23 protein-coding genes are annotated in these 26,367 nt (G+C 65.1%); 8 read left to right on the top strand and 15 right to left on the bottom strand.

Annotated features, from left to right (window positions below; all coding sequences use genetic code 11):
• The first annotated feature begins 17 nt into the window (after positions 1–17).
• The 5 genes from HU735_RS09370 to HU735_RS09350 all read left to right on the top strand — a co-directional run bounded on the left by HU735_RS09370 (position 18) and on the right by HU735_RS09350 (position 3,739).
• Positions 18–1,835 carry a penicillin-binding protein activator gene (locus HU735_RS09370; RefSeq protein WP_186713250.1) on the top strand — a complete coding sequence of 606 codons (1,818 nt, stop codon included), beginning with the start codon at positions 18–20 and terminating at the stop codon, positions 1,833–1,835.
• Positions 1,835–2,206, top strand: a complete 372-nt coding sequence (locus HU735_RS09365; RefSeq protein ID WP_050703841.1) for a YraN family protein — start codon at positions 1,835–1,837, stop codon at positions 2,204–2,206. The genes HU735_RS09370 and HU735_RS09365 overlap by 1 nt, the downstream gene beginning before the upstream one ends.
• Positions 2,207–2,293: 87 nt before the next feature.
• On the top strand, positions 2,294–2,887 hold the full coding sequence (locus HU735_RS09360) for a phosphoheptose isomerase (protein ID WP_050703840.1): 594 nt from the start codon (positions 2,294–2,296) through the stop codon (positions 2,885–2,887).
• Positions 2,884–3,462, top strand: a complete 579-nt coding sequence (locus HU735_RS09355; protein WP_050703839.1) for a BON domain-containing protein — start codon at positions 2,884–2,886, stop codon at positions 3,460–3,462. Before HU735_RS09360 ends, HU735_RS09355 begins: the two co-directional genes overlap by 4 nt.
• Before the next feature lie 58 nt (positions 3,463–3,520).
• Positions 3,521–3,739 (top strand): YgdI/YgdR family lipoprotein, encoded by a 219-nt coding sequence (locus tag HU735_RS09350; RefSeq protein ID WP_028689754.1) that lies wholly within the window; start codon positions 3,521–3,523, stop codon positions 3,737–3,739.
• 64 nt (positions 3,740–3,803) lie between these two features.
• Here HU735_RS09350 and HU735_RS09345 read toward each other — a convergent pair whose 3' ends face one another.
• The 10 genes from HU735_RS09345 to rplM all read right to left on the bottom strand — a co-directional run bounded on the left by HU735_RS09345 (position 3,804) and on the right by rplM (position 15,858).
• Complete coding sequence (locus HU735_RS09345; protein WP_186713268.1) at positions 3,804–6,818, bottom strand: autotransporter serine protease; 3,015 nt, start codon at positions 6,816–6,818, stop codon at positions 3,804–3,806.
• 160 nt (positions 6,819–6,978) lie between these two features.
• Positions 6,979–9,978 (bottom strand): autotransporter serine protease, encoded by a 3,000-nt coding sequence (locus tag HU735_RS09340; protein ID WP_186713249.1) that lies wholly within the window; start codon positions 9,976–9,978, stop codon positions 6,979–6,981.
• Positions 9,979–10,221: 243 nt separating this feature from the next.
• Positions 10,222–10,818, bottom strand: coding sequence for a hypothetical protein (locus HU735_RS09335; protein WP_238349772.1), 597 nt, complete (start codon positions 10,816–10,818; stop codon positions 10,222–10,224).
• 183 nt (positions 10,819–11,001) lie between these two features.
• Positions 11,002–11,421 (bottom strand): ClpXP protease specificity-enhancing factor, encoded by a 420-nt coding sequence (locus HU735_RS09330; protein ID WP_050703835.1) that lies wholly within the window; start codon positions 11,419–11,421, stop codon positions 11,002–11,004.
• Positions 11,422–11,433: 12 nt separating this feature from the next.
• Complete coding sequence (locus HU735_RS09325) at positions 11,434–12,057, bottom strand: glutathione S-transferase N-terminal domain-containing protein (protein ID WP_186713247.1); 624 nt, start codon at positions 12,055–12,057, stop codon at positions 11,434–11,436.
• A 116-nt stretch (positions 12,058–12,173) separates the two neighbouring features.
• Complete coding sequence (locus HU735_RS09320; RefSeq protein WP_186713246.1) at positions 12,174–12,953, bottom strand: cytochrome c1; 780 nt, start codon at positions 12,951–12,953, stop codon at positions 12,174–12,176.
• Positions 12,953–14,164 (bottom strand): cytochrome bc complex cytochrome b subunit, encoded by a 1,212-nt coding sequence (locus tag HU735_RS09315; protein WP_046857021.1) that lies wholly within the window; start codon positions 14,162–14,164, stop codon positions 12,953–12,955. Before HU735_RS09315 ends, HU735_RS09320 begins: the two co-directional genes overlap by 1 nt.
• Positions 14,164–14,757, bottom strand: a complete 594-nt coding sequence (gene petA, locus HU735_RS09310; RefSeq protein WP_023628711.1) for a ubiquinol-cytochrome c reductase iron-sulfur subunit — start codon at positions 14,755–14,757, stop codon at positions 14,164–14,166. Before petA ends, HU735_RS09315 begins: the two co-directional genes overlap by 1 nt.
• 265 nt (positions 14,758–15,022) lie before the next feature.
• Complete coding sequence (gene rpsI, locus HU735_RS09305; RefSeq protein ID WP_003260797.1) at positions 15,023–15,415, bottom strand: 30S ribosomal protein S9; 393 nt, start codon at positions 15,413–15,415, stop codon at positions 15,023–15,025.
• A 14-nt stretch (positions 15,416–15,429) separates the two neighbouring features.
• Positions 15,430–15,858 (bottom strand): 50S ribosomal protein L13, encoded by a 429-nt coding sequence (rplM, locus tag HU735_RS09300; RefSeq protein WP_008097538.1) that lies wholly within the window; start codon positions 15,856–15,858, stop codon positions 15,430–15,432.
• A gap of 257 nt (positions 15,859–16,115) precedes the next feature.
• On the opposite strand from rplM, the gene HU735_RS09295 reads away from it, so the two are divergent.
• Together HU735_RS09295 and HU735_RS09290 are read left to right on the top strand one after the other, a co-directional pair.
• Positions 16,116–17,156 carry an NADP(H)-dependent aldo-keto reductase gene (locus HU735_RS09295; protein WP_186713245.1) on the top strand — a complete coding sequence of 347 codons (1,041 nt, stop codon included), beginning with the start codon at positions 16,116–16,118 and terminating at the stop codon, positions 17,154–17,156.
• A 270-nt stretch (positions 17,157–17,426) separates the two neighbouring features.
• Entirely contained in the window at positions 17,427–18,323 is an 897-nt protein-coding gene (locus tag HU735_RS09290; RefSeq protein WP_167388431.1) for a GlxA family transcriptional regulator, read from the top strand.
• 75 nt (positions 18,324–18,398) lie between these two features.
• Here HU735_RS09290 and zapE read toward each other — a convergent pair whose 3' ends face one another.
• From zapE to HU735_RS09275, 3 genes are all read right to left on the bottom strand, one after another.
• Entirely contained in the window at positions 18,399–19,493 is a 1,095-nt protein-coding gene (gene zapE, locus HU735_RS09285; protein ID WP_186713244.1) for a cell division protein ZapE, read from the bottom strand.
• A gap of 195 nt (positions 19,494–19,688) precedes the next feature.
• The gene (locus HU735_RS09280; RefSeq protein WP_186713243.1) at positions 19,689–21,038 is read right to left on the bottom strand and encodes a tryptophan--tRNA ligase; all 1,350 of its coding nucleotides are present in this window, start codon (positions 21,036–21,038) and stop codon (positions 19,689–19,691) included.
• A gap of 25 nt (positions 21,039–21,063) precedes the next feature.
• Complete coding sequence (locus tag HU735_RS09275; protein WP_186713242.1) at positions 21,064–21,699, bottom strand: alpha/beta fold hydrolase; 636 nt, start codon at positions 21,697–21,699, stop codon at positions 21,064–21,066.
• A gap of 135 nt (positions 21,700–21,834) precedes the next feature.
• Here HU735_RS09275 and HU735_RS09270 point away from each other — a divergent pair, with 135 nt between their 5' ends.
• Positions 21,835–22,272 (top strand): DUF1043 family protein, encoded by a 438-nt coding sequence (locus HU735_RS09270; RefSeq protein WP_186713241.1) that lies wholly within the window; start codon positions 21,835–21,837, stop codon positions 22,270–22,272.
• Positions 22,273–22,384: 112 nt separating this feature from the next.
• Here the strand turns inward: HU735_RS09270 and mdeB are convergent, their stop codons facing one another.
• Positions 22,385–25,075 (bottom strand): alpha-ketoglutarate dehydrogenase, encoded by a 2,691-nt coding sequence (gene mdeB / locus HU735_RS09265; RefSeq protein ID WP_186713240.1) that lies wholly within the window; start codon positions 25,073–25,075, stop codon positions 22,385–22,387.
• Between the two features lie 24 nt (positions 25,076–25,099).
• The gene (locus tag HU735_RS09260) at positions 25,100–26,296 is read right to left on the bottom strand and encodes a methionine gamma-lyase (RefSeq protein WP_186713239.1); all 1,197 of its coding nucleotides are present in this window, start codon (positions 26,294–26,296) and stop codon (positions 25,100–25,102) included.
• Positions 26,297–26,367 lie beyond the last annotated feature (71 nt).

Here is a 26,367-nt window from a genome sequence, read left to right as displayed (position 1 = left end):
AGTAACAGGACCTTTACATGATCGCTTGTCTGCGGCTGCTCACAGCCCTCTGCCTCGCTGCCCTGCTGGCAGCCTGCGCCAGCTCGCCCTCATCCAGCCTGGGCGAACTGCCGCGCACCCCGGACGCCAGCATCGAGCAACTGCTCGAGAAGGCGGCCTCCAGCAAGTCCGCCGAGGACGCGGCCCTGCTGCGCCTGAGCGCCGCGGACCTGGCATACAAGCAGAAGGACTTCCCGCGCGCGGCCCGGATCCTCGAGCAGGTCCCGCTGGAACCGCTCAAGCCCGCCCAGCAGGTGTTCGCCTCGACCCTGGCCGCGGAACTGGCCATGAGCCGCAACCAGCCCAAGGCCGCCCTGACCGCCCTCGGCCACCCGAGCCTGCAGCGCGTCGGCGAACTGCCGGCCGAGCAGCAGGCACGCACCTACAGCGTCCACGCCGCCGCCCTCGAAGCCGATGGCCAGGCCCTGGCCGCCGCCCAGCAGCGCGTGCTGCTGGCGCCGCTGCTCAGCGAGCAGGCCGCCGCCGCCAACAACGACGCGACCTGGGCGCTGGTCGCCTCGCTGCCCGCCGAACAGCTGCAGCAGCCCGCCGCTAACGAGACCCTGGCCGGCTGGACCAGCCTTGCCCTCGCCGTGAAGCGCGCCGGCACCCTGGAACAGCAACAAGCCGCCATCGACAGCTGGCGCCAGCAACACCCCGAGCACCCGGCGGCCAAGCAACTGCCGACCGCCCTGGTCAAGCTCAAGGAGCTGGCCAGCCAGCCGCTGACCAAGATCGCCCTGCTGCTGCCTCAAGAGGGCCCGCTGGCCGGTGTCGCCCGCGCCCTGCGCGACGGCTTCATGGCCGCCCACTTCCAGGCCCAGCAAGGTGGCCAGCCGGCCCCGGCCGTGCAAGTATTCGACAGCTCGCGCATCACCTCCCTCGATGACTTCTACCGCCAGGCCCAGGCCGCCGGCGTGCAACTGGTGGTCGGCCCGCTGGAAAAACCGCTGGTCAAGAAACTCGCCGCCTACCCGCAACTGCCCATCACCACCCTGGCCCTGAACTACGCCGACGCCGGCCAGAAAGCCCCGCCGCAACTGTTCCAGTTCGGCCTGGCCGCCGAGGACGAAGCCCGCGAAGTCGCCCGCCGCGCCCGCGCCGACGGCATGGTCCGCGCCGTGGCCCTGGTGCCGAGCGGTGAATGGGGCGACCGCGTGCTCGCCGCCTTCCGCCAGGACTGGGAAGGCAATGGCGGCACCCTGATCAGCGCCCAGCGCATCGCCCAGCCGGTCGCCCTCGCCCAGCAGATCGCCGACCTGTTCCAGCTGCGCCAGAGCGAAGGGCGCGCCAAGAGCCTGCAGAGCACCGTCGGCGGCAACATCGCCGCCCAGCCTTCGCGTCGCCAGGACATCGACTTCATCTTCCTCGCCTCGACGCCGCAACAGGCCCAGCAGATCAAGCCGACGCTGAACTTCCAGTACGCTGGCGACGTGCCGGTCTACGCCACCTCAAACCTGTACAGCGCCAGCGGCGACGTGAACCAGTACAACGACATGAACGGCATCCGCTTCTGCGAAACGCCGTGGCTGCTGGACAGCAGCAACAGCCTGCGCCAGCAGGTCGTACAGCAGTGGCCGCAGGCCGCCGGCAGCCTCGGCCGCCTGTACGCCATGGGCGTCGACGCCTACAGCCTGGCGCCACGCCTGGGCCAGCTCAAGGCACTGCCGGACAACCGCGTCGAAGGCCTGTCGGGCAGCCTGAGCATGAACGCCAGCCAGCGCGTCGAACGCCAGTTGCCATGGGCCGAGTTCGCCGGCGGCCAGGTCAAGCGCCTGCCGGACACGCCGCGCTGATGCCCGGCGCATCGCCCAGCCATGCCGGCCAGGCCGCCGAAGACCACGCCCTTGAGTACCTTCAGGGGCAAGGCCTGCGGCTGCTGGCGCGCAACTGGCGATGCAAGCGGGGCGAGCTCGATCTGGTCATGCTCGATGCCGATACAGTAGTATTCGTCGAAGTCCGCTACCGGTTGCATGCGGAGTTCGGCGGAGCGCTCGCCAGTATCGATGGGCGCAAGCAGCAGCGACTGGCGCTGGCCGCCAACCTCTTCCTGCAGCAAGCACCCCGCTTAGCCACCCACCCCTGCCGTTTCGACGTGGTCGCCCTGCAGGGCCAGGGGCATGCGGGGCAACCGCTTCAATGGCTGAAAAATGCCTTCGAATGCTGAACCCAATTCGATTTTCTAGCTCTATGTTTCGCGGGCTGGTCACTGTTGCGCGTAGCAAAGGCCACCGCCCCTCTTAAGGTCACCCAGATGGACATGCAATCCCGAATCCGCCGACTGTTCCAGAACAGCATCGACACCAAGCAACAGGCAATGGACATCCTGGCACCCTACATCGAGCAGGCCAGCCTGGTCATGGTCAACACCCTGCTCAACGACGGCAAGATGCTCGCCTGCGGCAACGGCGGCTCGGCCGGCGACGCCCAGCATTTCTCGTCGGAGCTGCTCAACCGCTTCGAGCGCGAGCGCCCGAGCCTGCCGGCCATCGCCCTGACCACCGACAGCTCCACGCTCACCTCGATCGCCAACGACTACAGCTACAACGAAGTCTTCTCCAAGCAGATCCGCGCCCTGGGCCAGCCCGGCGACGTTCTGCTGGCGATCTCCACCAGCGGCAACTCGGCCAACGTGATCCAGGCGATCCAGGCCGCCCATGACCGCGAAATGATCGTCGTTGCCCTGACCGGGCGCGATGGCGGCGGCATGGCCTCGCTGCTGCTGCCCGAGGACGTGGAAATCCGCGTACCCTCGACCGTGACCGCACGCATCCAGGAAGTCCACCTGCTGGCGATCCACTGTCTGTGCGACCTGATCGACAGCCAACTGTTCGGGAGTGAAGAATGATCTCCAAGCGTCTCGGCCTGATGGCCCTAACCCTGTGCCTGGGTGTCTCCGGGTGCAGTTCCGTGCTGACCTCGACCCGCAACTCGCCGATTGAGGACGACCGCGGCACCCGCACCATCGGCAGCAAGATCGACGATTCGCTGATCGAGACCAAGGTCTCGGTCAACATCGCCAAGGCCAACCCGGAGCTGGACAAGGGCTCGCACATCGTCGTCAGCAGCTATAACGGCGTGGTGCTGCTCGCCGGCCAGACCCCGCGCGCCGACCTCAAGTCCCTTGCCGAGCAGACCGCCGGCCAGGTGCAGCGGGTCAAGAAGGTGCATAACGAGCTGCAGGTGATACAACCGTCGTCGATCCTGGCGCGCAACAACGACGCCTGGTTGACCACCAAGATCAAGACCCAGATGCTGACCGACGAAAGCGTCCCCAGCTCGCGCATCAAGGTGATCACCGAGAACGGTATTGTCTACCTGCTCGGCCTGGTCCGACAGCAGGAGGCCAACGCCGCCACCAACGTGGTTCAGGGCGTGTCGGGCGTGCAGAAGATCGTCAAACTGTTCGAATACATCGACTGACAACCCTTCGGCGGGCGTCATGACGCTCGCCTTTTCCCTCTGATCCAGGAAGTACCCCATGAAAAAGCTGCTGCTGCCCGCCCTGCTGATCGGCGCCTTCGCCACCCTGGCCGGCTGCTCCACCCCGAGCGTGATCACCCTCAACGATGGTCGCGAACTGCAGACTACCGACACTCCGCACTTCGACCGCAACTCCGGCTTCTACGAGTTCAAGCAACTGGACGGCAAGCCGACCCGCATCAACAAGGACCAGGTGCAGAGCATCAAGGACCTGTAATTGCGAATGGCTGTTCAAGCAAAACGCCCGATGCACAGCATCGGGCGTTTTGCTTTTCAGGGCCTCAGAACGCCCAGTCCAGGGTCAGGCCGACCCCGTGGCTCTTGTCGCGGCTACCCAGCAGTCCGTTGTAGTCGAGGTTGACCCGGGCCTGACGCCCCAGGCTGATCCCCGCCCGTGCGCCGACCACCGCCGCATCACGGTCCAGGGAGAGCGCCTGGACCTTGTAGGTATCGCCCTGGCCGGCAAAGGCCAGGTGCTGGTCGGACCCGGTGGAACTCAGGTTGTGCTGCCAGCCCAGGGTGGCGGAAAGCTCCACCGCCTGGCCGCTGGACAACTGCAGCTGCTTGCCGGCGCGCATGCCCAGGGTCGAGAGCCAGGCATCACGGTTATCCCGCCCACCCTTGAGCGCGGCGGCGCCGCCATGTTCCTTGAAGCTGTCACTGGCGATATGCACATAGGCCAGGTTGGCGAACGGCTCCAGGGCCATGCCCGGCACCGCGACCTTCCAGGCGGCCTCGCCGAACACCTGGGTGCTCTGCGCATCACGCTTGCTCTTCTGGCGATCGCTGACCTCGTTGTACTGCAGCTCGCGCTTGGTCTCGATGCGGTGCCAGCTGTGGCTGCCGCCCAGGCTCAGGCGCACCTGCTCCAGTTCCTTGCCGGCATAGGCACCCAGGTGGTAGCTGTCGACGCTGGCCGAGGAATGACGACCATCGCCCATGCTCAGCGAGCTGTCGCTGTAGCCGGTGAAGACGCCTAGGCGGGTGTCCTCGCTCATCTGCCCATCGACACCCAGCAGCATGCCGCCGATCGAACTGCTGTAGCGCGCATGCTCGGAGTCACCGTCGGCCTTGCCCCAGGCCCCCAGGGCCTTGACCCACAGGCCGTTGCCCTGACCGTCCAAGGCCGGAGCGGCGGCGACGCCCTGCTGACGGGTACGCTCGCCCACGGCGTCGCGCAACTGGCGGCTGTCGTTGAGCAGCAGGTTGCCCACCGCCGGGTGGATCTCACCGGACAGCTGATCGAACGCCTGCCGAGCGCTACCGGCATCAGCCGACAACAGCAGGCTCTCGTAGACCGGATTGCCCGCGCCGAGCCGATCGGCGGCCGCGGCCACCGAACGCTGGTTGGCGGTCAAGCCGACACTGGCGAAGCTGGCGCTACGTTGCACCGCCAGCTGCACCCCGGTACCGGTGTAGGCCAGGCCACCACCGAGGAACAGCAGGTTGGACTGCACAGCGGCAAAACCGCCCTGCACGCCGCCTGCGGCCTGCAGGATGTCGAACTGACGCCCCACCAGACTGGTTGCCTGCTGGGACTGCAGCGAAACCCCGGGGTTCTGCAGGTCCAGGGCCAGGTTCGCACCGTTTACCGAAACCGTGCCATCGCTGACCAGACGGTCGGCGCCAGTGGCATCCACTTCCACGGCATAGGTCGAGCCCGGCTGGAAGGTCACGTCGGAGCCCACGCGCAGGGTGCCGATGGAGTTGCCTGGCGCCACCACGCCGCCACGGTTGACCACCAGCGCACCGATCCGGCCATTGCCGCCCAGCACGCCGCCGTCATTGACCGTCACCGTCGATTGCAGCGAGCCATCGACCGCCAGCCGCCCCTGGTTGACCAGGGTTGGACCTGCATAGGTGTTGTTGCCGCTGAGCACCAGGGTACCGATGCCCTGCTTGGTCAGGCCGCCATGGCCGGAGATATCGTTGCTCCACAGGTCCAGCACGCAGCTGAGGTCGTTGCAAAGCCGCTGGGTCGGCCTGCCGGCATCGACCACGGCGCCAACACCTGGCAGATCAACCACGAACTGGCTCGGGCCGTAGCCGCCGGCGATGCGGAACTCCTCGGGGATGTCCTGCTCGGTGACCAACATGCCCGGGCCGCGGATCCCCTTTTCCAGGTCGATCATGCCCCAACCGTACAAGGCGTCGATGCCGGGCGCGCCCATGTCGGTGGCGGTGGTGCGCAGCACGCTGGCGATCTGTGCACCGCTCATGTAGGGGAAGCGCTCCATCAGCACCGCCGCCGCGCCGGCGGCATGGGGCGCGGCCATGGACGTGCCGTTCTTGTTGGCGTAGCCCTGGGTCAGGTCTGCCAGGCTGGTGCCGCCGATCACCGCGCTGTAGATCCGGGTACCGGGAGCCGAGACGCAGAAGCTCGCGGTATAGCCGCAACGGGAAGAGAACGTACTGGCCAGGTACGGGTTGGCGCTGCTGGTGTCGGGGTTCTGCTGCAACGCCGCCACGGTCATCCAGTTCGGCGCGATCTCCGGGACAAAATAGCCCAGCCCGGCAATCGCATCCGGGTTGTTCAGGTTGTAGTCGTTGCCGGCGGCGAAGATCGTCAGGACTCCGCTGCGGGCGGCGGCGATGGCCCCGTCATAGGCGCCGCCGGGCAAGGTACCCAGCAGCGGCTGGATCTGCGCGAACTGTGCCCGGGCATCGTCCACGGTGAAATGCGGGAAGTCCGGATTGCGCCCGCCCTTGGCGAAGCGGTCGGTGATGCCGATGCCCCAGCTGTTGTTGATGATCCGCGCGCCGCTGGCCACCAGGCTGTCCCAGCCGGCCTTGTACACCGCGCCATCGTTGCCCAGGACGATGCCGTCCTCGGGACCGGGGTCGCCGTTGTCGGCGCTGATGATCTGCGCAGCGTAGGCCACGCCATGCATCGACTCGCCGTCACGGTTGCCGGCGGCGATCCCGCCGACGTGGGTGCCGTGGGAGCCGAGCTTGCCGTCCGAGCCCACCGACGGGCTGCCGTCATAGCGGAACGCATCGCCGGCCTTCACCGGAATGTAGGGGTCGGTGTACTGGCGAATGCCGCTGGTGACCAGGGTCACGATCTTGTCCTTGCCGGCGAACTCGGGGTGCGGGGCATATACCGGCTGGTCGAAGATCCCCAGCTTCACCCCCTTGCCGCTGTAGCCGGCGGCATAGGCGCTGTCGGCGTGGATCGCCCCCAGCCCCCAGTCGGCCTTGAACTCGCTGCTGCGCCAGCTGCTGGCGTCGCCCAGCCGGCCACTCTCCACGTAGGGCGCGGCCTGGGCCGTGCCCATCAACGCCACCCAACCCATCAATGCCCGCCCCAGTGGGGCCAGGGCCCAGCCCTGCGCGAGTGCGCTGTCATCCTTTCTGACTTGCTTCACTACAACCTTCCTTAGTTTTGTTTTGGTTTAGTACCGCGTTGGTCACACTCCGTGTTGCAACGCCTGGCCCAACCCGCGCCAGGGCGTTTCAGAACCGCCATTGCAGGTTGAGCCCCGCGCCATGCTGTTGTTCACGACTGGCCAGGCGCCCCTGGTAGTCCAGGCTCAGGTCCAGGTCGCGGGTCAGCCCTACCCGTGCCTGCAGTCCCACCAGCGCGGCATCGCGCAAGGCCGGCGCAGTCTGCACCCGGAACGGCAGGTCGCTGCCGGCGAAGGCCAGGTGCTCGCGATCCTGGGTGCCGCTCAGACGATGCTGCCAGCCCAGGCTTGCCGCCAGTTGCAGGTCTTGCTGCGGGCCCAGTTGCCATTGCTGGCGCCCACGCAGGCCCAAGGTGCTGAGCCAGGCGTCGCGCTGCTCGTCACCGGCATGCAGCGCCGCGGCGTCGCCTTTCTCGTGGAAACCGTCGCGTTCCAGGTGCTGGTAGGTCAGGTTGGCGAAGGGCTCCAGCTGCACCGCCGGCAACGCCAGGCGATAGGCCGCCTCGGCGAACAGCTGCTGGCTGCGGGCCTCGATCCGTGCGCGCTGGCGGCCGGACACCTCGCCATAGGCCAGGTCGCGCCGAACCTCGGCACGGTGCCAGCTGTGGCTGGCGCCCAGGCTCAGGCGCAACTGGTCCAGGTCATGGCGGACATAGGCGCCCAGGTGGTAGCTGTCGACCGTGGCCCGGGAGTGGCTACCGCCCATGCCCAGGGAGCTATCGCTGTAGCCTGCGGCCAGGCCGGCCCGGGTCTGATCGTCAAGGTCATGGTCCACGCCCAGCAGCACACCGCCCAGGGAGCTGGTATAGGACTCACTGCCCTCCACGCCCTCGATGCGCCCCCAACTGCCCAGGCCCTTGAGCCAGAGCTGGGTCGAACCTGGCTCGCTGGCACTCGTTCCAGAAACGCTGGCATTCAGGGCAGGACCTTGCATGCGCTCGCCCAAGGTGTCGCGCAAGACTGAGCCCTGGCTGAGCAGCATCGAGTCCAGCGCCGGGTAGATCTCCCCGGCCAGCTGACGCAGGCCGTCCCGGGCCTGGTCCGCCGAGGTCGAGAGCAGCAGGCTTTCATACACGGGATTGCCCGGCCCCAGCCGCTCCATGGCGCCGCCGCTGGCGCGCTGGTTGGGCGTGGCACCAACACTGGCGAACGTCGTGGCGCTGCGCGTCACGCCCAGTTGCACGCCGCTGGCCGAATAATCGAGGAAGGTCCCCAGGAACAGGTAGTCGGGCTCGACCTGGGCGAAGCGCCCGTTGACGCCACCCGCGGCCTGCAGGATGTCGAACTGGCGCCCCACCAGGCTGGATACCGGGCCGCCGGCCAACAGGTTGGGCCGCGCCTGGGGCTCCAGGCTGAGATTGGCGCCGCCGACACTGGCCTGACCAGCAACGACGAGCCGGTCGCTGGCCGTGGGCGACAGTTCCACCCGGTAGGTCGAGCCCGGCTGCAAGTCCAGGTTGCCAGCGACATTCAAGGTGCCGATGGAATTACCCGGGGCCACCACGCCCCCGGCGCTGGCGGTCAGGGCGCCGATTCGCCCGTTGCCGCCCAGGGTACCGCCCGCGTTGACCGTCACCGCCGATTGCAGGCTGCCGTTGACCGCCAGCAGGCCGCCATCGACGCGGGTCGGGCCGCGGTAGCTGCTGTCCCCCGTGAGCTCGAGCCAGCCAGCCCCGGACTTGACCAGGCTGCCCTGGTAGACCCGCTGCGCGGCAGCCGCGTCGCGGGCCATGCCCAAGGCATAGTCGCTGCGATCCTGCTGGCTGGCGCCCACTGCCAGGCCATGCTCCCAGCCGCGATCCTTGAGGGTCTGCTGCCAGGCCTGGCGTTCCGCGGCGTCCTCGCTTTGACGCTGCACCAAGGCCTGGTCGGAGATGCCGTTGCTCCAGGTATCGCCCTGCCCGCGCCCCAGGTTGACGTCGAATTCACCCAGCAACTGCCCGGGGCCGTGCAACGCCCGGCCCAGGTCCGGGACGCCCCAGCCCACCCGCTCGCTGGGCCCCTGGGTAGGCGAGCCGTCGAGCTGGCGCGAGGTGGTCAGCAGCACTTGCAGGGCCTGCTGGTTGTTCAGGTAGGGATAGCGCTGCATGACCAGGGCCAAGGCCCCAGTGGCGTGGGGCGCAGCCATCGAGGTGCCGTTGTAGGTGGCGTAGCCGCCACCGGGCACGGTACTGCTGATCGCCGCGCCCGGGGTCGCCAGGCACCAGTACTTGGCGATGCCGCACTGGTTGTATTTCTGCTGGTTGTTCTTGTCCAGGCCCGACACCGCCAGCCAGTGACCTTCCAGCTCCGGCTGGAAGTACGGCAGCGCCGAGCGCACGCTGGCGTTGGCATAGCCGCTGTTGCCAGCGCTGAATACGTTGATCACGCCGCGGCGCGCCACGTCGCCGGCGGCGTCGAGCCAGGTGTCCTGCTGAAAATGCTGGGCGTAGGCCGCGCGCAAGCCGTCCAGGGTCTGGTAGCTGACATCCTTGGGCTGGCTGCCCCAGCTGTTGTTGATGGCCCGCACACCGGCGTCCACCAGGGCATCGTAGACCGCCTTGAAATACTTGGGGTCAGGGCCGGGACCGAACAAAAACTTGTCGTCGTGGTTGGTGTTGCCCACGTAGACCTGGGCATTGAAGGCCACGCCATGCATGCCAGCGCCATCACGGGCCGCGCCCATGGTGCCAGTGACATGGGTGCCATGGCTGTCGTTGGCGCCGTTGAGCACCCCGGACACGCTGAACGGAGTGCCGTCCAGATACTGGCCGGTGGCGGTAACCGAGTGAAAACGTCCGGGACTGGCTTCGGGATGGGCGGCATCGAACCCCGAGTCCAGGGCGCCGATGCTGACCCCGGCGCCGGTGATGCCGGCGGCATAGGCTTGGCTCGCCTGCATGCGCTCCAGGCCCCAGTCCTGCTGGTACTCGGCCGAGCGCCAGCTGGCGGGGTCGCCCGGGCGGCCGGTTTCCTGGTAGGCCGCCGCAGCAGACAGCGGCAGTCCGGTGGCGAACGCCAGGCACAGGGTGCCCGTCAGCGCCTTGAGCTGATCACATCTCACATCCATGTCGATGACTTCTCTTGTTTTTGTTGTTGGGTCGCCCGTCCTGGGTCGACCGGTGTGTCGCTGCATTGCCTGGCCGCAAGGCCCCATCGCGCCAGAGGCGGTCGCGCGCCACTGGCCAGGTTACTTCGGCCTCAGGCCAGGAGGCAGCCTTCGGCTGCAAGTCGTGAGCTTCTGAAATTGGTTACGATATGTCAATCGGCGATGATAAATAGCCAACAGCTGTCACAAAACACAGGTACGCGCTCAAGGTCCTTCGTACTTGAGAATCGAAAATACCGTGGGCAAGCTGAGCAGGTAGGCCGCCTGCATGGAGTTCCTGCCTTGTGCCAGCGCCAGCAGGTATCCCAGGTGAGCCAGATAGGCTCGCGCCATGAAGGGTTTGTTCGCAAAGTAGGCTTTGCACGCGTTCGAGTCCAATGCTCCCAGCATGCCACCCGGTGCCTGAAAGCGCGTGAAGGCATCCTGGGCCGAGCTGGCCTGCGCATCGCCCTGCAGGGTCAAGGCCCGGCTGGAATCCCGGACCATGGCGGAAATCTCCTCGACCGCCGGACATCCCTTACCACCCTGATCCTTCCAATGATTGATATACAGATCGAGGGTTTTCAGACTTGAAAACTCGTCCGGCATGCCGAGCATCATGAAGTTGAGCATGGCCAGGTTGACCAGGGCGCATCGAGCGTCCACGCCGCGGCAGATCTCAGGTGTCATCACCCACTCGCGCAAGGCTGGCGTAGGGTTCAACGACAATGCCCTGAGAAACCGCACTTCGTCGGGGTCAGGTTGCGACCGAGTGTCGTGCAGCACTGCATAGCCGCCGACACGCTCGATGGCCCACTGCATCTGGTGCGCCCTGAACTGCAACCAGGCGAACCAGACCAACACCCCCACGGCGATGGCTACGCCGCACAGCAGTAACCCCCGCCAACATTTCCTGCCGATCCCCGCCACTACGCTGATTCCTTTCACTCATCCGTTGACAGCCCATGAGGCTCGCGCAGAGGCCGGGATCTTCTTGCGGCGTGGCTACTTGACCACCTTCAGGCTTGGACGGCCACTCGGGCGCGGCGGCTCGGGCGGACCTTGGTCATCCGGCTCCACGGCGTCGTCTTCAAGGTCATCCTCGTCCTCGAGCGGCGGCTCCAGCTCGAAGACCATGCCCTGGCCGTTCTCCCGGGCGTAGATCCCGAGGATGGCGCCAACCGGCACATAGAGCGAGTGTGCCACGCCGCCGAAGCGGCCTTCGAAGCTCACCGCCTCGTTGTCCATGTGCAGGCTGCGCACGGCACTGGGGGAGATGTTCAGGACGATCTGGCCATCGCTGGCGAAACCTTGGGGCACCTGGACTGCCGGATACTCGGCATTGACCAGCATATGCGGCGTGCAATCGTTGTCGACGATCCACTCGTACAGCGCACGAACCAGATAGGGGCGACTGGAGTTCATCAACGGTTCCTCTTAAACCTTGCGCATTTCACGTTCGGCAGCGGACAGGCTCGCCTGGAAAGGCTCGCGGGCGAACTGTCGCTCCATGTAGTCCAGCAGCGGCTTGGCCTGCCGCGGCAATTCGATCCCCATCACCGGCAAACGCCAGAGAATGGGCAGTAGACAGCAATCGACCAGGCTTTGCTCCTCGCTCATGAAGCAGGCCATCTCGCCGAACAGCGGGGCCACGCCGGTCAGGCTCTCGCGCAGCTCCTTGCGCGCCTGGGCACGTGCCGCCTCGCTGCTGCGCGCATCGAGCACGGTGTCGGCCAGGGCGCACCAGTCGCGCTGGATGCGGTGCATCAGCAGGCGGCTGTTGCCACGAGCCACCGGATAGACCGGCATCAGCGGCGGGTGCGGGTAACGCTCCTCGAGGTACTCCATCACCACGGTCGACTCGTACAGCGCCAGGTCGCGATCGACCAGGGTCGGCAAGCTGCCGTAAGGGTTCACTTCAACCAGCTTGGGCGGCAGGCGATTGGCGTCGACATCGATGATCTGCACCGTGACGCCTTTTTCCGCGAGCACCAGGCGGACCCGATGAGAGTAATGATCAGCGGGGTCGGAATAGCAGGCTAACCTGTTGGTTGCGCCCATGTAGCGCCTCCTCGCACGGGATGCTTGTAAAACTTAAATGAAAACGCGCCCGGGGCGCCCCAGCACTATCGCTGGAGCCCCCCGGGCGCGTTCAACTACCAGAAACTACTGCGTGATCAGTGCACGTCCTTCCAGTATTCGCGCTTGAGCAAGTAGGCGAACACGAAGAAGAAAGCCAGGTACAGCAACACGTAGGTACCGATGCGCTGGCTTTCCAGTTTGACCGGGTTGGCCGAATAGGCCAGGAAGGTCACCAGGTTCTTGACCTTCTCGTCGAACTGCTCGGCCGTCAGGGTACCGGATTTCTCCTCCACGGTCAGCTGGTCGCACGCCTCATGGGTCAGCGGGCTGCCGGTCAGCGGGTCGAACTGCTTCTTGCCGTCGACCTCGGTCTGCACCTGCTTGCAACCGATCACCTGGTTGCCCTGCAGGCCCACCAGCACGTTGGGCATGCCGACGTTGGGGAAGACCTTGTTGTTCACCCCGTATGGCCGCGACTTGTCCTCGTAGAAGCTGCGCAGGTAGGTGTACAGCCAGTCGTTGCCACGCACCCGGGCGACCAGGGTCAGGTCGGGCGGCGCAGCGCCGAACCAGGTCTTGGCATCGTTCGGCTGCATGCCGATCTTCATGTGGTCGCCGATCTTGGCGCCGGTGAACACCAGGTTCTCGAGCATCAGCTCGTGGGGAATTCCCAGGTCGTCGGCGACGCGCTCGTAACGCTGGAACTTGGCGCTGTGGCAACCCATGCAATAGTTGGCGAAGGTGCGCGCGCCATCCTGCATCGCGGCCTTGTCGGTCAGGTCGACATCGACCTTGTCCAGCTCCAGGCCATGTTCGGCGGCGAACGACAGGCTAGGCATCAGTGCCAGCAAGCATACTGCAATCAACTTTTTCATCAGCCAGTCACCCTTTCCGGAACCGGTTTGGTCTTCTCGAGCCTTGTGTAGAACGGCATCAGCAGGAAGTAGGCGAAGTACAACACCGTGCACACCTGCGACAGCAAGGTACGCCCCGGGGTTGGCGCCAGTACGCCCAGCACGCCAAGGATGACGAAGGACACGCAGAACACCAGCAACCAGATCTTGCTCAGCCAACCCTTGTAGCGCATGGAGCGCACGGGGCTGCGGTCGAGCCAGGGCAACACGAACAGCACGGCGATCGCCGCACCCATGGCGATGACCCCGAACAGCTTGTCGGGTACCGCACGCAGGATCGCGTAGAACGGCGTGAAGTACCACACAGGCGCGATGTGCTCAGGGGTCTTGAAGGCGTTGGCCTGCTCGAAGTTCGGTTTTTCCAGGAAGTAGCCACCCATTTCCGGGAAGAAGAACACCACCGCACAGAACACGAAGAGGAACACCACCACGCCGGCGATATCCTTGACGGTGTAGTACGGGTGGAACGGGATGCCATCCAGCGGGATGCCGTTCTCGTCCTTTTTCTTCTTGATGTCCACGCCATCGGGGTTGTTCGAACCCACTTCGTGCAGCGCCAGGATATGCAGCACCACCAGGCCGAGTATCACGATCGGCAGGGCCACCACATGCAGGGCGAAGAAGCGGTTCAGGGTGATGCCGGAGATCAGGTAGTCACCACGGATCCACTGGGTCAGGTCGTCACCGATGACCGGGATCGCGCCGAACAGCGAGATGATCACCTGGGCGCCCCAGTAGGACATCTGGCCCCACGGCAGCAGGTAGCCCATGAACGCCTCGGCCATCAGCGCCAGGTAGATCAGCATGCCGAACAGCCAGACCAGCTCGCGTGGTTTCTGGTAGGAACCGTAGAGCAAGCCGCGGAACATGTGCAGGTAGACCACGATGAAGAACGCCGAGGCGCCGGTGGAGTGCAGGTAGCGCAGGATCCAGCCGTACTCGACATCGCGCATGATGTACTCGACCGAGGCGAAGGCCTCTTCCGCCGAGGGGGTGAAACTCATGGTCAGCCACACGCCGGTGACGATTTGGTTGACCAGCACCAGCAGTGCCAGGGAGCCGAAGAAGTACAGGAAGTTGAAGTTCTTGGGCGCGTAATACTTGCTCAGATGGTCTTCCCACATCTTCGTTGCCGGGAAGCGCGCATCGATCCACTCCATGAACTTGCTCATCATGCGTTCTCCTGATCGACGCCGATGACGATGATTTCGTCCGACTCGTACGAGTGCGGTGGCACTGGCAGGTTGAGAGGCGCCGGCTGGGACTTGTAGACCCGGCCAGCCAGGTCGTAGTGCGAACCGTGGCACGGGCAGAAATAGCCACCGACCCATTTCGGGCCGAGGTCGGCGGGAGCGACTTCAGGACGGAACGTCGGCGAGCAGCCCAGGTGCGTGCACAGGCCGACCAGGATGAGGATCTCGGGCTTGATCGAGCGAACTTGCGGATCGACGTAGGTCGGCTGCACCGAAGCCTTGGATTCGGGGTCGGACAGCTCACCGGTGATCTTTTTCAGATTGCCGAGGATCTCTTCCGTTCGCCGCACGATGAATACAGGTTGACCGCGCCACTCGGCCACCATCTGCTGGCCGGGCTCGACCTTGGCGATATTGACCTTCACCGGTGCCCCTGCGGCTTTCGCCTTGGCACTGGGAAACCATGACCCCACGAACGGTACCGCAGCCCCCACTGCCCCCGCTGCCCCGACCACGGATGTCGCGGCTACGAGGAAGCGGCGCCGGCCTGCGTTGACGCCGTCATTGCTCATTCAGTCCTCTCCCATCAGCTTGCTTGGCCTGCTCTAACAGGCATCTACTTAGGTATGTCTGTGGCACTAAAAATTGGCCGCAATGGTAAGGAACAAATCCACACGCTGACAAGGTGATTACCCGCTCGTCGGGCTACAACCCTCGCTTTGCTTGATCTGTGTCTATGCGACAAACGGCCACGGACTGACAGAGAGGTTAGTTCAAGACATAAAAAAAGCCCGGTTCCAAAAAGGAACCGGGCTTTTTTCGACTGCCGAAGCGCTATTAACGCTTGGAGTACTGAGGACGCTTACGCGCTTTACGCAGACCCACTTTCTTACGCTCGACTTCACGAGCGTCGCGGGTGACGTAGCCAGCACGACGCAGGGCGCCACGCAGGGTTTCGTCGTATTCCATCAGGGCGCGGGTGATGCCGTGGCGGATTGCACCGGCTTGACCGCTGACACCACCACCGGAAACGGTGACGTAGATGTCGAACTTCTCAACGGTCTCGGTCAGTTCCAGCGGCTGGCGAACAACCATGCGAGCGGTTTCGCGGCCGAAGAACACGTCCAGAGAACGGTTGTTGATGGAAATGTTGCCAGTGCCCGGACGCAGGAATACACGTGCGGTTGCGGTCTTGCGACGGCCAGTGCCGTAGTTTTGAGTCGCCGACATAATGAACTATCCCGTTAGATCTTCAGTTCTTGAGGCTGCTGAGCAGTGTGTGGGTGAGCTGCACCCGCGTACACTTTCAGCTTGCGGTACATGTCGCGACCCAGCGGGTTCTTCGGCAGCATGCCTTTGACCGCGGTTTCGATAACACGCTCAGGGGCCTTGGCGATCAACTTCTCGAAGTTGATTTCCTTGATACCGCCCGGGAAGCCGGAGTGGGAGTAGTACATCTTGTCGGAAGACTTGGCACCAGTCACACGGATTTGCTCGGCGTTGATGACGACGATGTAGTCGCCGGTGTCAACGTGAGGGGTGTATTCTGGCTTGTGCTTGCCACGCAGGCGGCTAGCGATTTCGGTAGCCAGACGACCCAGGGTCTGACCAGCGGCGTCGACTACGAACCACTCGCGCTTTACTGTTTCCGGTTTAGCAGTAAAAGTTTTCATTCTCTAAAGCCTCAGAGGCCGCCCAGCGAAAAATAGACGGCGAATCTTACTGGATAGTGCACAGCTTGCCAAGGGCAAGCGCGCAGCCGAACGCTGACGCTTTTGGGGGCTCGGGTCGGGCACGCCAATGTTCGACAAGGGTTCCCCTGCATGGTGGTGCATCACTTCCGCCACACGGAGAGGGGCCGAATTATCCAGATTGCAGGAAAAATTTCAACCTGCTTTTATGGGCCTCTTTGCCATGGAGCGTCTTCCCGATGGAATACCGCAAGCTCGGCCGCACCGACCTCAACGTCAGCGCCCTGTGCCTGGGCACCATGACCTGGGGCGAGCAGAACACCCAGGACCAGGCCTTCGCCCAGATCGCCCTGGCCAAGGCCCGCGGCATCAACTTCATCGACACCGCCGAGATGTACCCGGTGCCACCGCGCCCGGAAACCTACGCCGCCACCGAGCGCATCATCGGCAACTGGTTCGCCGGCAACGGCGACCGCGACGACTGGATCCTGGCCAGCAAGGTCGCCGGCCCCGGCAACGGCATCAGCCATATCCGCGACGGCCAGCTCAAGCACAACCGCCAGCACATCGTCGCCGCGCTGGACGCGAGCCTGAAGCGCCTGCAGACCGACCGCATCGACCTGTACCAGCTGCACTGGCCCGAGCGCAGCACCAACTTCTTCGGCAAGCTCGGCTACCAGCACCTGCCCCAGGATATCTTCACCCCGCTGGAGGAAACCCTGGAGGTGCTCGACGACCAGGTCCGCGCCGGCAAGATCCGCCACATCGGCCTGTCCAACGAAACCCCGTGGGGCACCCTGAAGTTCCTGCACCTGGCCGAGACCCGCGGCTGGCCACGGGCGGTGTCGATCCAGAACCCCTACAACCTGCTCAACCGCAGCTTCGAGGTGGGCCTGGCGGAGGTGGCGATCCGCGAGCAGTGCGGCCTGCTGGCCTATTCGCCGCTGGCCTTCGGCATGCTCTCGGGTAAGTATGAAAACGGCGCCCGCCCGGCAAATGCCCGCCTGACCCTGTTCAGCCGCTTCGCCCGCTACTCCAACCCACAGACCGTGGCTGCCTGCAGCCGTTACGTGCAGCTGGCCCGTGAACACGGGCTGGACCCGGCGCAGATGGCGCTGGCCTTCGTGACGCGCCAGCCGTTCGTGACCAGCAACATCATCGGCGCCACCAGCCTCGAGCAGTTGCGCAGCAATATCGACAGCCAGGCGCTGAACCTGGGCGATGAGCTGCTGGCGGCGATCGAGGCGGTGCATCAGGAGCAGCCTAATCCGGCGCCTTGAGCTGACGGCCCATCGCGGGGCAAGCCCGCTCCCACGAGTCTTTGCGATTAACGTGGGAGCGGGCTTGCCGCGCGATGGAGATCGTACTTTGGCGGGGTAGACACAATCGCCAAAAAATAAGACGATCCAGCCGGTGATTGACCACTCTACCCTATAAGAACAATGACAATGATGTTTACCCAACCCTCCGCGTCCTTGCGGCGCGTCAGCATCCTGGCCGTGGATAAAGTGTTCGCTTCGACACTGATGCAGGCCAAGGATTTCTTCCACCTGGCCAGCCTGCGCTACAGCAAACAGTTGGGCCTGGGCCTGCAGCCGATGTTCGAGATCGGCCTGGTGAGCCCGGACGGCTTGCCCGTGGACAGCTTCAGCAACGTGCAGCTGCCGGTCGACAGCGGCCTGAACGACGCCGACGTGATCATCCTGCCGGCCTTCTGGGACGACTTCGACAACCTGCTGCAACGCTACCCCCAGGTCCTACCCTGGCTGCGCGAGCAGCATGCCCGCGGCGCGGTGCTGTGCGCCGAGGCCAGCGGCGTGTTCTGGCTGGCCGAATCCGGGCTGCTCGACGGCAAGGAGGCGACCACCTACTGGCGCTTCTTCGCCAGCTTCGCCGAGCGCTTCCCGAAGATCCGCCTGAACCAGGACAAGCACCTGACCGATGCCGACAACCTGTACTGCGCCGGCGGCACCACCTCGGCCTGCGACCTGTACATCTACCTGATCGAGCGGTTCTGCGGCGCCAACGTGGCCCGCGCCGTGGCCCGCGACATCCTCTACGAGGTGCAGCGCAGCTACACCCCGGGGCGCATGGGCTTCGGCGGCCAGAAGCTGCACCAGGACCTGATCATCCTGCAGATCCAGCACTGGCTCGAGGAACACTTCGCCGACAAGTTCCGCTTCGAGGACGTGGCCCGCAACCACGGCATGAGCATCCGCAACTTCATGCGCCGCTTCCAGAGCGCCACCGGCGACAAGCCGCTGCACTACTTGCAACGGCTACGGATCGAGACAGCCAAGGGCCTGCTGTCGAGCACGCGCAAGAGCATCAAGACCATCAGCTATGAGGTGGGGTACGACGACGCGAGCTTCTTCGCTCGGTTGTTCCGCCAGCACACCGAGCTGTCGCCGAACCAGTATCGGCAGCAGTTCATGCAGGAAGCCTGAAAACCATCGCGGGGCAAGCCCGCTCCCACGGACCGGTGGGAGCGGGCTTGCCCCGCGATGGTTTGCCGCGTTGGTTTACGGCTTGTGCGCCCGCGACAGGAACTCGTGGGACTGCATCTCCAGCAACCGGCTCAGGGTACGCTGGAACTCGAAGCTCAGACGTCCGCCGGTATACAGGTCCTTCAGCTCCACTTCCGCCGAGATGATCAGCTTCACGTTACGGTCGTAGAACTCGTCGACCATGTTGATGAAGCGCCGGGCGATGTCGTCGGTGGTCACGCCCATCTGCTCGACATTGCTCAGCAGCACGGCGTGGAAGATCTTGCCCAGTTCGATGTAGTCGTTCTGGCTGCGGGGCCCATCGCACAGGGCGCGGAAGTCGAACCAGGCGACGTCGTCACAGGTGCGCAGGGCGTGGATCTCGCGGTTTTCGATCATCAGCACGTCGTTCTCGACGGCCTGGGTGCACTCCGGAGTCAGCGCCTTGAAGCTCGCCCGCAAGCTCTCATGGGCTGCAGCGTCGAGCGGGAAGTGGAACAGTTCGGCCTGCTCCAGATGGCGCAACCGGTAGTCCACGCCGCTGTCGACGTTCACCACGTCGGTGTACTGCTTGATCATGGCGATGGCCGGCAGGAAGCGCGCGCGCTGCAGGCCGTCCTTGTACAGGCCGTCGGGGACGATGTTGGAGGTGGCCACCAGCGACACGCCGTTCTTGAACAGCTCTTCCATCAGGGTGCCGAGGATCATCGCATCGGTGATGTCGGAGACGAAGAACTCGTCGAAGCAGATCACCTTGGCCTCTTCGCTGAAGCGCTTGGCGATGATGGTCAGCGGGTTCTTCTCGCCCTTGAGGGTCTTCATCTCCTCGTGGACGCGCTTCATGAAGCGGTGGAAGTGCGTGCGCATCTTCTGCTTGAACGGCAGCGCTTCATAGAAGGTGTCGACCAGGTAGGTCTTGCCTCGCCCTACCCCGCCCCAGAAATACAGGCCCTTGACCGGCGTCTGCTCCTTCTTGCCGAACAGCTTGCCGAACATGCCCGGCTTGTTGTTCTGCGCACGCACCAGGTCGTCGTACAGGCGCTGCAGGTGACGCACCGCAGTTTCCTGCGCCGCGTCATGGAAGAAGTCGGGACGTTTCAGATCTGCTTGATATCGTTCTAGGGGCGTCATGATTTCGTTAGCGAGGCAACAAAAAACGGGCCGTCACTGTAGCGACCGGCCCGCCTGATGGCAATGATACATGCGACCAATGCGCGCAGGAATAAAACTCGTGGGAGCGGGCTTGCCCCGCGATGGCGTCGGAAAACAAAGCTTTGTGCATGATCCAACGCCAATCGCGGGGCAAGCCCGCTCCCACGAAACCTATTACTCCTGAACGGGTTGCAGCGCTTCGCGCAGGCTCTGGACCGCCGCATCACGGGCTTCGGCGGCCTCGAACTGCGGCCCGTCGGCAACCTGCTCGCCCTCCAGCCACAGGCTGAAGCTCAGACCCTCGACCCGTACATCGGCCTCGCCACCTTGCTGCAGTTGCTTGCTCACCGCACCGGCGCTCTTGCCATCGGCAAAGCTGCGCGACAGCAGCAGTTGCTCGCCATCGGCGGCCAGCAGGCGGAAGCGGAAGCTGCCGTCCTCGTCGCGGAAGCTGACGAAGCGGGCGGTCTTGGCAGCCTTCTTCTTCACTTCAGTGGTGGCTTGCACGGTGGTGCGGAACGAGCGCAGGCCAACCGCCTCGCGCAGTTGCTCCAGGAACGGCGTGGCGATCTTGCGGGCCTTGGCGGCACCGGCCAGGAGAATGTCCTCCAGGTCCGATGGGCGCGAGATCAGTTGGTGGTAGTGCTCGCGCTTTTCGGCCAGCTGGCCGTCGAGCAGCTGGAACAGGCGCTGCTTGGCCTCGCCCCAGCCCAGGCCTTGCACCAGCTCTTCACGGAACGCGGCGCATTGCGCTGGCGTGGAGAAGGCCTGGAACAGAGTGAACAGGTGCGAATTGTCCGGATCCTTGGCCTCGCCCGGCGCCTTGGAGTCGGTGACGATGCGCGAGATGGCGTCCTTCATGTCCTTGGCGCTGGTGAACAGCGGGATGGTGTTGTCGTAGCTCTTGGACATCTTGCGCCCGTCCAGGCCCGGCAGGGTGGCGACGCTCTCCTCGATCACCGCTTCCGGCAGGGCGAAGAAGTCCTTGCCCTGGCCGAACAAGTGGTTGAAGCGCTGGCCGATGTCACGGGCCATTTCCACGTGCTGGATCTGGTCGCGGCCGACCGGCACCTTGTTGGCGTTGAACATCAGGATGTCGGCGGCCATCAGCACCGGGTAGCTGAACAGGCCCATGGTCACGCCGGCGTCCGGGTCTTCGCCGGCCTCGACGTTCTTGTCCACCGAGGCCTTGTAGGCGTGGGCGCGGTTGAGCAGGCCCTTGGCGGCGACACAGGTCAGCAGCCAGGTCAGCTCGGGGATCTCGGGGATGTCCGACTGGCGGTAGAAGGTCACCTTGTCCGGATCCAGGCCACCGGCCAGCCAGGTGGCGGCGATTTCGAGGCGCGAGCGCTGGATGCGCTGCGGGTCGTCGCACTTGATCAGGGCGTGGTAGTCGGCCAGGAAGTAGAACGAGTCGACACCGGGCTGCTGGCTGGCGAGGATGGCCGGGCGGATGGCGCCGGCGTAGTTGCCCAGGTGCGGGGTGCCGGTGGTGGTGATACCGGTGAGGATGCGCGTGGTCATGGGTGTTCGCTTATTCAGGCTTGGCTCAGTTCGAAAGGCGCGGCAGCAGCAGATCCTTCAGATCGGTCAGCTTGCCATGGAAGAAGTGTCCGCATTCTGCCACTTTCAGCAGCTCATGGGGGCGCGACAGCGCGTCGGACCAGTCGTATACCAACTGCGGATCGACGACTTCGTCGGTATCAGGCTGCACGATGGTCAGCGTAGCGCGCTCAGGTAGCGCAAACTGCTCCGTCAGACGCATCACCGCCGGGGCGATCATGAACAGATGTTGCAGCTCCACACCCTCGGCCTCCAGACGACCTGCCAGGCTGGTAGCGACAAAGCCACCGAATGAGAAGCCCATCAACACCAGCGGCAGTTCGGGATGCTGTTCACGTAGCCAGGCGGCGGCGGCCTCGGCGTCGGCCACTTCACCGGCGCCCATGTCGTGGCTGCCGGCGCTCTGGCCGACACCACGGTAGTTGAAGCGCAGGGTGACGTAGCCAGCGTCGCGGGCAGTGCGTTGCAGGGTCGACACCACCTTGTTGAGCATGGTGCCGCCCTGGACCGGGTTGGGGTGGCAGATCAGCACCGCGCCACGGGCGTCGGCCACGTCCAGGTACAAGGCTTCCAGCTGGCCGCTCGGGCCATCGATGAACAAGGGTGTTTCGCGGATAAGCAAGGCACTACTCCGTGACCTCGAGGAGGGTCGACTCGTCTAGCTGAGGAATTCTGTTCTGATTTGCGATCGCTCGCGGTATACAGCGCAGGTCTGAGCCGTTAACGTAAAGCAAAGCCGTTTATAGAGGAAGGACTCGTGGAACACTCGCTCCTTGTTTGGTTGCTGCCGACCCTGGCCCTGGTTGTCGGCGTCGGCGTCGGTTTCGCACTGGCCCGCCTGCTGCCCAACGCGGCACCGAGCAACACCCAACGCCAGCTGGATGACATCCAGCAGCGCTTCGACAATTACCAGAATGAAGTGGTGACCCACTTCAACAGCACTGCCTCGCTGGTCAAGAAACTGACCCAGAGCTACCAGGACGTCCAGGACCACCTGGCCGACGGCGCCAACCGCCTGGCCCTGGACGAGTTGACCCGCCAGCGCCTGCTGGCCGCGCTGCACTCGGAAGCCGCGCAAGGCCCGCGTGATCGCCTGACGCCGCCGAAGGACACCGCCGAGGTGCCACGCGACTATGCACCAAAGGCCCCGAACTCGCCGGGCATGCTCGACGAGAGCTACGGGCTCAAGCGCTGAGTCAATGACATGCAAAAGGCCTCGAAAGAGGCCTTTTTTGTGGGCAGGATCTACCCGCCATATCACTCCGTGGGAGCGGGCTTGCCCCGCGACAGGGTCGGCCCAGATCACCTCACCGATACCAGGCCGCCCCCTCCTCGCCAATCCCATACCGCGCCCTCGCCTGTCCTAGCACATCCGCCGGCAGCACGCCCTGGCACACCAGCCCGTACAACGCCGCCAAGGCCACGGCATGCCGGTCCACCTCAAAGAACCGCCGCAGTTGCTGACGCGTATCACTGCGCCCGAAACCATCAGTGCCCAGGGTGATGTAGGGCGCCTGCACATACTCGGCAATCAGTTGCGGCCAGGCACGCACATAGTCGCTGGCCGCGATCACCGGGGCATCACCGGGCAGGCAACAACGCACGTGACAATCCCCCTGCTCCCCGGCCATCGCCAGGCGTTGCGCGTCCCTGGCCCCACGCGCCAGCTCGCTGAAACTGGTAACGCTGAACACTTCGCTGTCGATCTGCCAATCACTGGCCAGCAACTCGCCGGCGGCGATCACCTCGCGCAGGATGGTGCCCGAGCCCAACAAGCGCACCTGGCCACGAGGTGCCGCCGACGCATGCCGGGCAAACCGGTACATGCCTCGCAACACATCGTCGTGCACATCTTCGGGCAACGACGGCTGCGGGTAGTTTTCATTCATCACCGCCACGTAGTGGAACTCGTCCCGTTGCTCCACCAGCATGCGCCGTGCGGCATGGTCGAGGATCACCGCCAGCTCGCCGGCAAAGCACGGGTCCCAGGCGCGGCAGTTGGGCACCATGGAGGCCATGACCAGGCTCGAGCCGTCCTGGTGCTGCAGCCCCTCGCCACCCAGCGTGGTGCGCCCCGCGGTGGCGCCGAGCAACAGGCCGCGGGCGCGCTGGTCGGCGGCGGCCCAGATCAGGTCGCCGACCCGCTGGAAACCGAACATCGAGTAATAGATATACACCGGCAGCATCGCCTCGCCATGCACCGCATAGGCAGTCGCCGCCGCGATCCACGAAGAGATCGCCCCGGCCTCGGTGATGCCCTCCTCCAGCAACTGGCCGTCGCGCGCTTCCTTGTAGACCAGCAGCGAGCCGGCGTCCTCCGGCTCGTAGCGTTGCCCCTGGGGCGAGTAGATGCCGATCTGGCGGAACAGGCTGGCCATGCCGAAGGTCCGCGCTTCGTCGGCGACGATCGGTACCACCCGCGGCCCCAGCCCCGGCATCTTGAGCCAGTTGCCGAGCAGGCGCACGGCGGCCATGGTGGTGGACATATCCTTGCCCTCGGCGCGCAGGGCGAAGCCGGCGAAGCTGTCCAGGTCCGGCACGGGCAGGCCGGCGCAATCGCTGAGCCGCACCGGCAGCGGCCCGCCCAGGGCCTCGCGGCGCTGGCGCAGGTAGATCATCTCCGGGCTGTCGGCGGCCGGACGGTAGAAGCGCAGCTGCTCCACGTCCTCGTCCGACAGCGGCAGGTGGAAGCGGTCGCGGAAGGCCAGCAGCGCCTGCACATCGAGCTTCTTGGCCTGGTGCGCGGTCATCCGCGACTCACCGGCACTGCTCATGCCGTAGCCTTTCTTGGTCTTGGCCAGGATCACCGTCGGCCGGCCCTTGCAGGCCTTGGCCGCGGCATAGGCGGCATGCAGCTTGCGAAAATCGTGGCCACCACGCTTGAGGGCGTTGATCTCGTCGGCGCTCATGTGCGCCACCAGGCGCTGCAGCGCCGGGTTCTGCTTGAAGAAGTGCTCGAGGTTGTAGCTGCCGTCCTTGGCACCGAGAGTCTGGAACTGCCCGTCGGGTGTCGCCGCCAGCTGGCGCAGCAACGCATGCTCATGATCCCGGGCGAACAGCGCGTCCCACTCCGAGCCCCAGAGCACCTTGATCACGTTCCAGCCGGCGCCGCTGAACAGCGCTTCGAGTTCCTGGATGATCTGGCCGTTGCCACGCACCGGGCCGTCCAGGCGCTGCAGGTTGCAGTTGACGATGAAGGTCAGGTTGTCCAGGCCTTCGCGGGCGGCCAGGGTCAGGCCGGCAATCGACTCCGGCTCGTCCATCTCGCCATCGCCGAACACGCCCCACACATGCCGCGCCGAGGTGTCGAGCAGGCCACGGTGCTGCAGGTAGCGCATGAACCGGGCCTGGTAGATGGCATTGAGCGGGCCGATGCCCATGGAGCCGGTGGGGAACTGCCAGAATTCGGGCATCAGCCAGGGATGCGGATAGGAGCACAGGCCGTTGCCCGCGACTTCTTGGCGATAGTTGGCCAGTTGCGCCTCGCTCAGGCGCCCTTCAAGGAAGGCGCGGGCATAGATGCCCGGCGCCGAGTGCGGTTGGAAGAACACCAGGTCGCCACTGCGCTGCGCGCCGCCGCCCTCGCCACGGAAGAAATGCTGGAAACCGACCTCGAAGATTTCCGCCGCCGAGGCATAGCTGGCGATATGCCCGCCCAGCTCGCCGTAGGCATGATTGGCCCGCACCACCATGGCCAGGGCATTCCAGCGCAGGATGCCGGTGATTCGCTCGTCCAGTTCCAGGTCGCCCGGATAGTTGCCCTGCTGCTCCACCGGCAAGGTGTTGCGGTAGGCCGAGAAGGCATGGGCCTCACGCTCCAGGCCCAGCTCCAGGGCATGGGCCTGCAGGCGCTGCAGCAGGTAGCGCGCCCGCGCCGGGCCGCAGTGGGCCAGGGTCGAGGACAGGGCCTCGCACCACTCGGCGGTTTCCCCGGGGTCACTGTCCAGGGCGGCTTCGAGGGCCGTCAACGGCTCGTTCGGGTTCATCATCGCTACCATCGCGCAGGCCTCGTCCGTGGCGGTTCAGGCGCAGGCCTTCAGGGCCTGGGCAATGTCGGCGAGCAGGTCGTCGATGTCTTCCAGCCCCACCGACAGGCGCACCAGCCCTTCCGAGATGCCATGCTCGGCACGCTCCTGCTGGGTATAGCTGGAGTGGGTCATGCTCGCCGGGTGCTGGGCCAGTGACTCGGCATCGCCCAGGCTCACCGCGCGGCTGAACAGCTGCAGGGCGTTCATGAAGCGACGGCCGGCCTCGATCCCGCCCTTGAGTTCGAAGGCAATCATGCCGCCCGGCAGGCGCATCTGCCGCTGGGCCAGCGCGTACTGCGGGAAGGACGGCAGGCCCGGGTAATGCAGCAGCTCGACCTGTGATTGTTCGGCGAGGAACTCGGCCACCTGCTGGGCATTGGCGCAGTGACGGTCCATGCGCAGGGCCAGGGTCTTGATGCCGCGCATCAGCAGCGCCGCGTCATGGGGCGACAGCACCGCGCCGGTCATGTCCTTGAGCCCTTCCAGGCGGATACGATCGACCAGCGCCTTGCGCCCGACCACCAAACCGGCGGTGATGTCGCCATGCCCGGACAGGTACTTGGTGGCCGAATGCACCACCAGGTCCACGCCCAACTCCAGCGGGCGTTGCAGGTAGGGCGTGCAGTAGGTGTTGTCGACCACGATGCTCAAATCATGGCCACGGGCGGCATCGACCACCGCGGCGATATCCACCAACTGCATGTTGGGGTTGGCCGGGGTTTCGAAATAGATCATCCGCGTCTTCGGCGTGATCGCGGCCTGCAGTGCCGGGATGTCGTTGAGGTCGACATGACGGATCTTCACGCCGAACTCGCCGATGCCGTGGTGCAGGTAGGCGAAGGTGCAGCCGTACAGGGTGCTGCCGACGATCAGCTCGTCACCGGGGCGTAGCAGGGTCCATAGCGTAGCGGTGATGGCGCCCATGCCGGAGGCCAGCGCCAGGCCGGCCTCGCCCCCCTCCAGGGACGCCATGCGCTGCTCGAGCAGGGCCAGGGTCGGATTGGAAATGCGGCTATAGAAATGCCCCGGTTCCTCGCCCGCGAAGCAGGCGGCGCCGTACTCGACGGTGGGGAAGGCATAGGTGGCGGTCTGGTACACCGGCGGCACCAGGGCGCCGCCGTGGGACAGCGGGTCATAGCCATGGTGGATGGCCCGCGTGGAGAAACCGGTGTTCTTGTTGGAGTCGCGCATGGCAACAGCCTCTTGTGGTTTGTTATAAGCTTATGCCACCAAGCTGCCGCGCTTTTTCCAAATTTGCCCAC

Source organism: Pseudomonas sp. BW16M2 (assembly GCF_014268865.1).
GTDB lineage: Bacteria > Pseudomonadota > Gammaproteobacteria > Pseudomonadales > Pseudomonadaceae > Aquipseudomonas > Aquipseudomonas peradeniyensis.
This window is presented reverse-complemented; position numbering and strand designations above follow the sequence as displayed.

What these genes read in the sequence shown, in the direction of transcription:
- HU735_RS09370 (WP_186713250.1), top strand. Translation starts at nt 18, where the DNA reads ATGATCGCTTGTCTGCGGCTGCTCACAGCCCTCTGCCTCGCTGCCCTG.
- HU735_RS09365 (WP_050703841.1), top strand. Translation starts at nt 1,835, where the DNA reads ATGCCCGGCGCATCGCCCAGCCATGCCGGCCAGGCCGCCGAAGACCAC.
- HU735_RS09360 (WP_050703840.1), top strand. Translation starts at nt 2,294, where the DNA reads ATGGACATGCAATCCCGAATCCGCCGACTGTTCCAGAACAGCATCGAC.
- HU735_RS09355 (WP_050703839.1), top strand. Translation starts at nt 2,884, where the DNA reads ATGATCTCCAAGCGTCTCGGCCTGATGGCCCTAACCCTGTGCCTGGGT.
- HU735_RS09350 (WP_028689754.1), top strand. Translation starts at nt 3,521, where the DNA reads ATGAAAAAGCTGCTGCTGCCCGCCCTGCTGATCGGCGCCTTCGCCACC.
- HU735_RS09345 (WP_186713268.1), bottom strand. Translation starts at nt 6,818, where the DNA reads ATGGGTTGGGTGGCGTTGATGGGCACGGCCCAGGCCGCGCCCTACGTG.
- HU735_RS09340 (WP_186713249.1), bottom strand. Translation starts at nt 9,978, where the DNA reads ATGGATGTGAGATGTGATCAGCTCAAGGCGCTGACGGGCACCCTGTGC.
- HU735_RS09335 (WP_238349772.1), bottom strand. Translation starts at nt 10,818, where the DNA reads ATGCAGTGGGCCATCGAGCGTGTCGGCGGCTATGCAGTGCTGCACGAC.
- HU735_RS09330 (WP_050703835.1), bottom strand. Translation starts at nt 11,421, where the DNA reads ATGAACTCCAGTCGCCCCTATCTGGTTCGTGCGCTGTACGAGTGGATC.
- HU735_RS09325 (WP_186713247.1), bottom strand. Translation starts at nt 12,057, where the DNA reads ATGGGCGCAACCAACAGGTTAGCCTGCTATTCCGACCCCGCTGATCAT.
- HU735_RS09320 (WP_186713246.1), bottom strand. Translation starts at nt 12,953, where the DNA reads ATGAAAAAGTTGATTGCAGTATGCTTGCTGGCACTGATGCCTAGCCTG.
- HU735_RS09315 (WP_046857021.1), bottom strand. Translation starts at nt 14,164, where the DNA reads ATGAGCAAGTTCATGGAGTGGATCGATGCGCGCTTCCCGGCAACGAAG.
- petA (WP_023628711.1), bottom strand. Translation starts at nt 14,757, where the DNA reads ATGAGCAATGACGGCGTCAACGCAGGCCGGCGCCGCTTCCTCGTAGCC.
- rpsI (WP_003260797.1), bottom strand. Translation starts at nt 15,415, where the DNA reads ATGTCGGCGACTCAAAACTACGGCACTGGCCGTCGCAAGACCGCAACC.
- rplM (WP_008097538.1), bottom strand. Translation starts at nt 15,858, where the DNA reads ATGAAAACTTTTACTGCTAAACCGGAAACAGTAAAGCGCGAGTGGTTC.
- HU735_RS09295 (WP_186713245.1), top strand. Translation starts at nt 16,116, where the DNA reads ATGGAATACCGCAAGCTCGGCCGCACCGACCTCAACGTCAGCGCCCTG.
- zapE (WP_186713244.1), bottom strand. Translation starts at nt 19,493, where the DNA reads ATGACGCCCCTAGAACGATATCAAGCAGATCTGAAACGTCCCGACTTC.
- HU735_RS09280 (WP_186713243.1), bottom strand. Translation starts at nt 21,038, where the DNA reads ATGACCACGCGCATCCTCACCGGTATCACCACCACCGGCACCCCGCAC.
- mdeB (WP_186713240.1), bottom strand. Translation starts at nt 25,075, where the DNA reads ATGGTAGCGATGATGAACCCGAACGAGCCGTTGACGGCCCTCGAAGCC.
- HU735_RS09260 (WP_186713239.1), bottom strand. Translation starts at nt 26,296, where the DNA reads ATGCGCGACTCCAACAAGAACACCGGTTTCTCCACGCGGGCCATCCAC.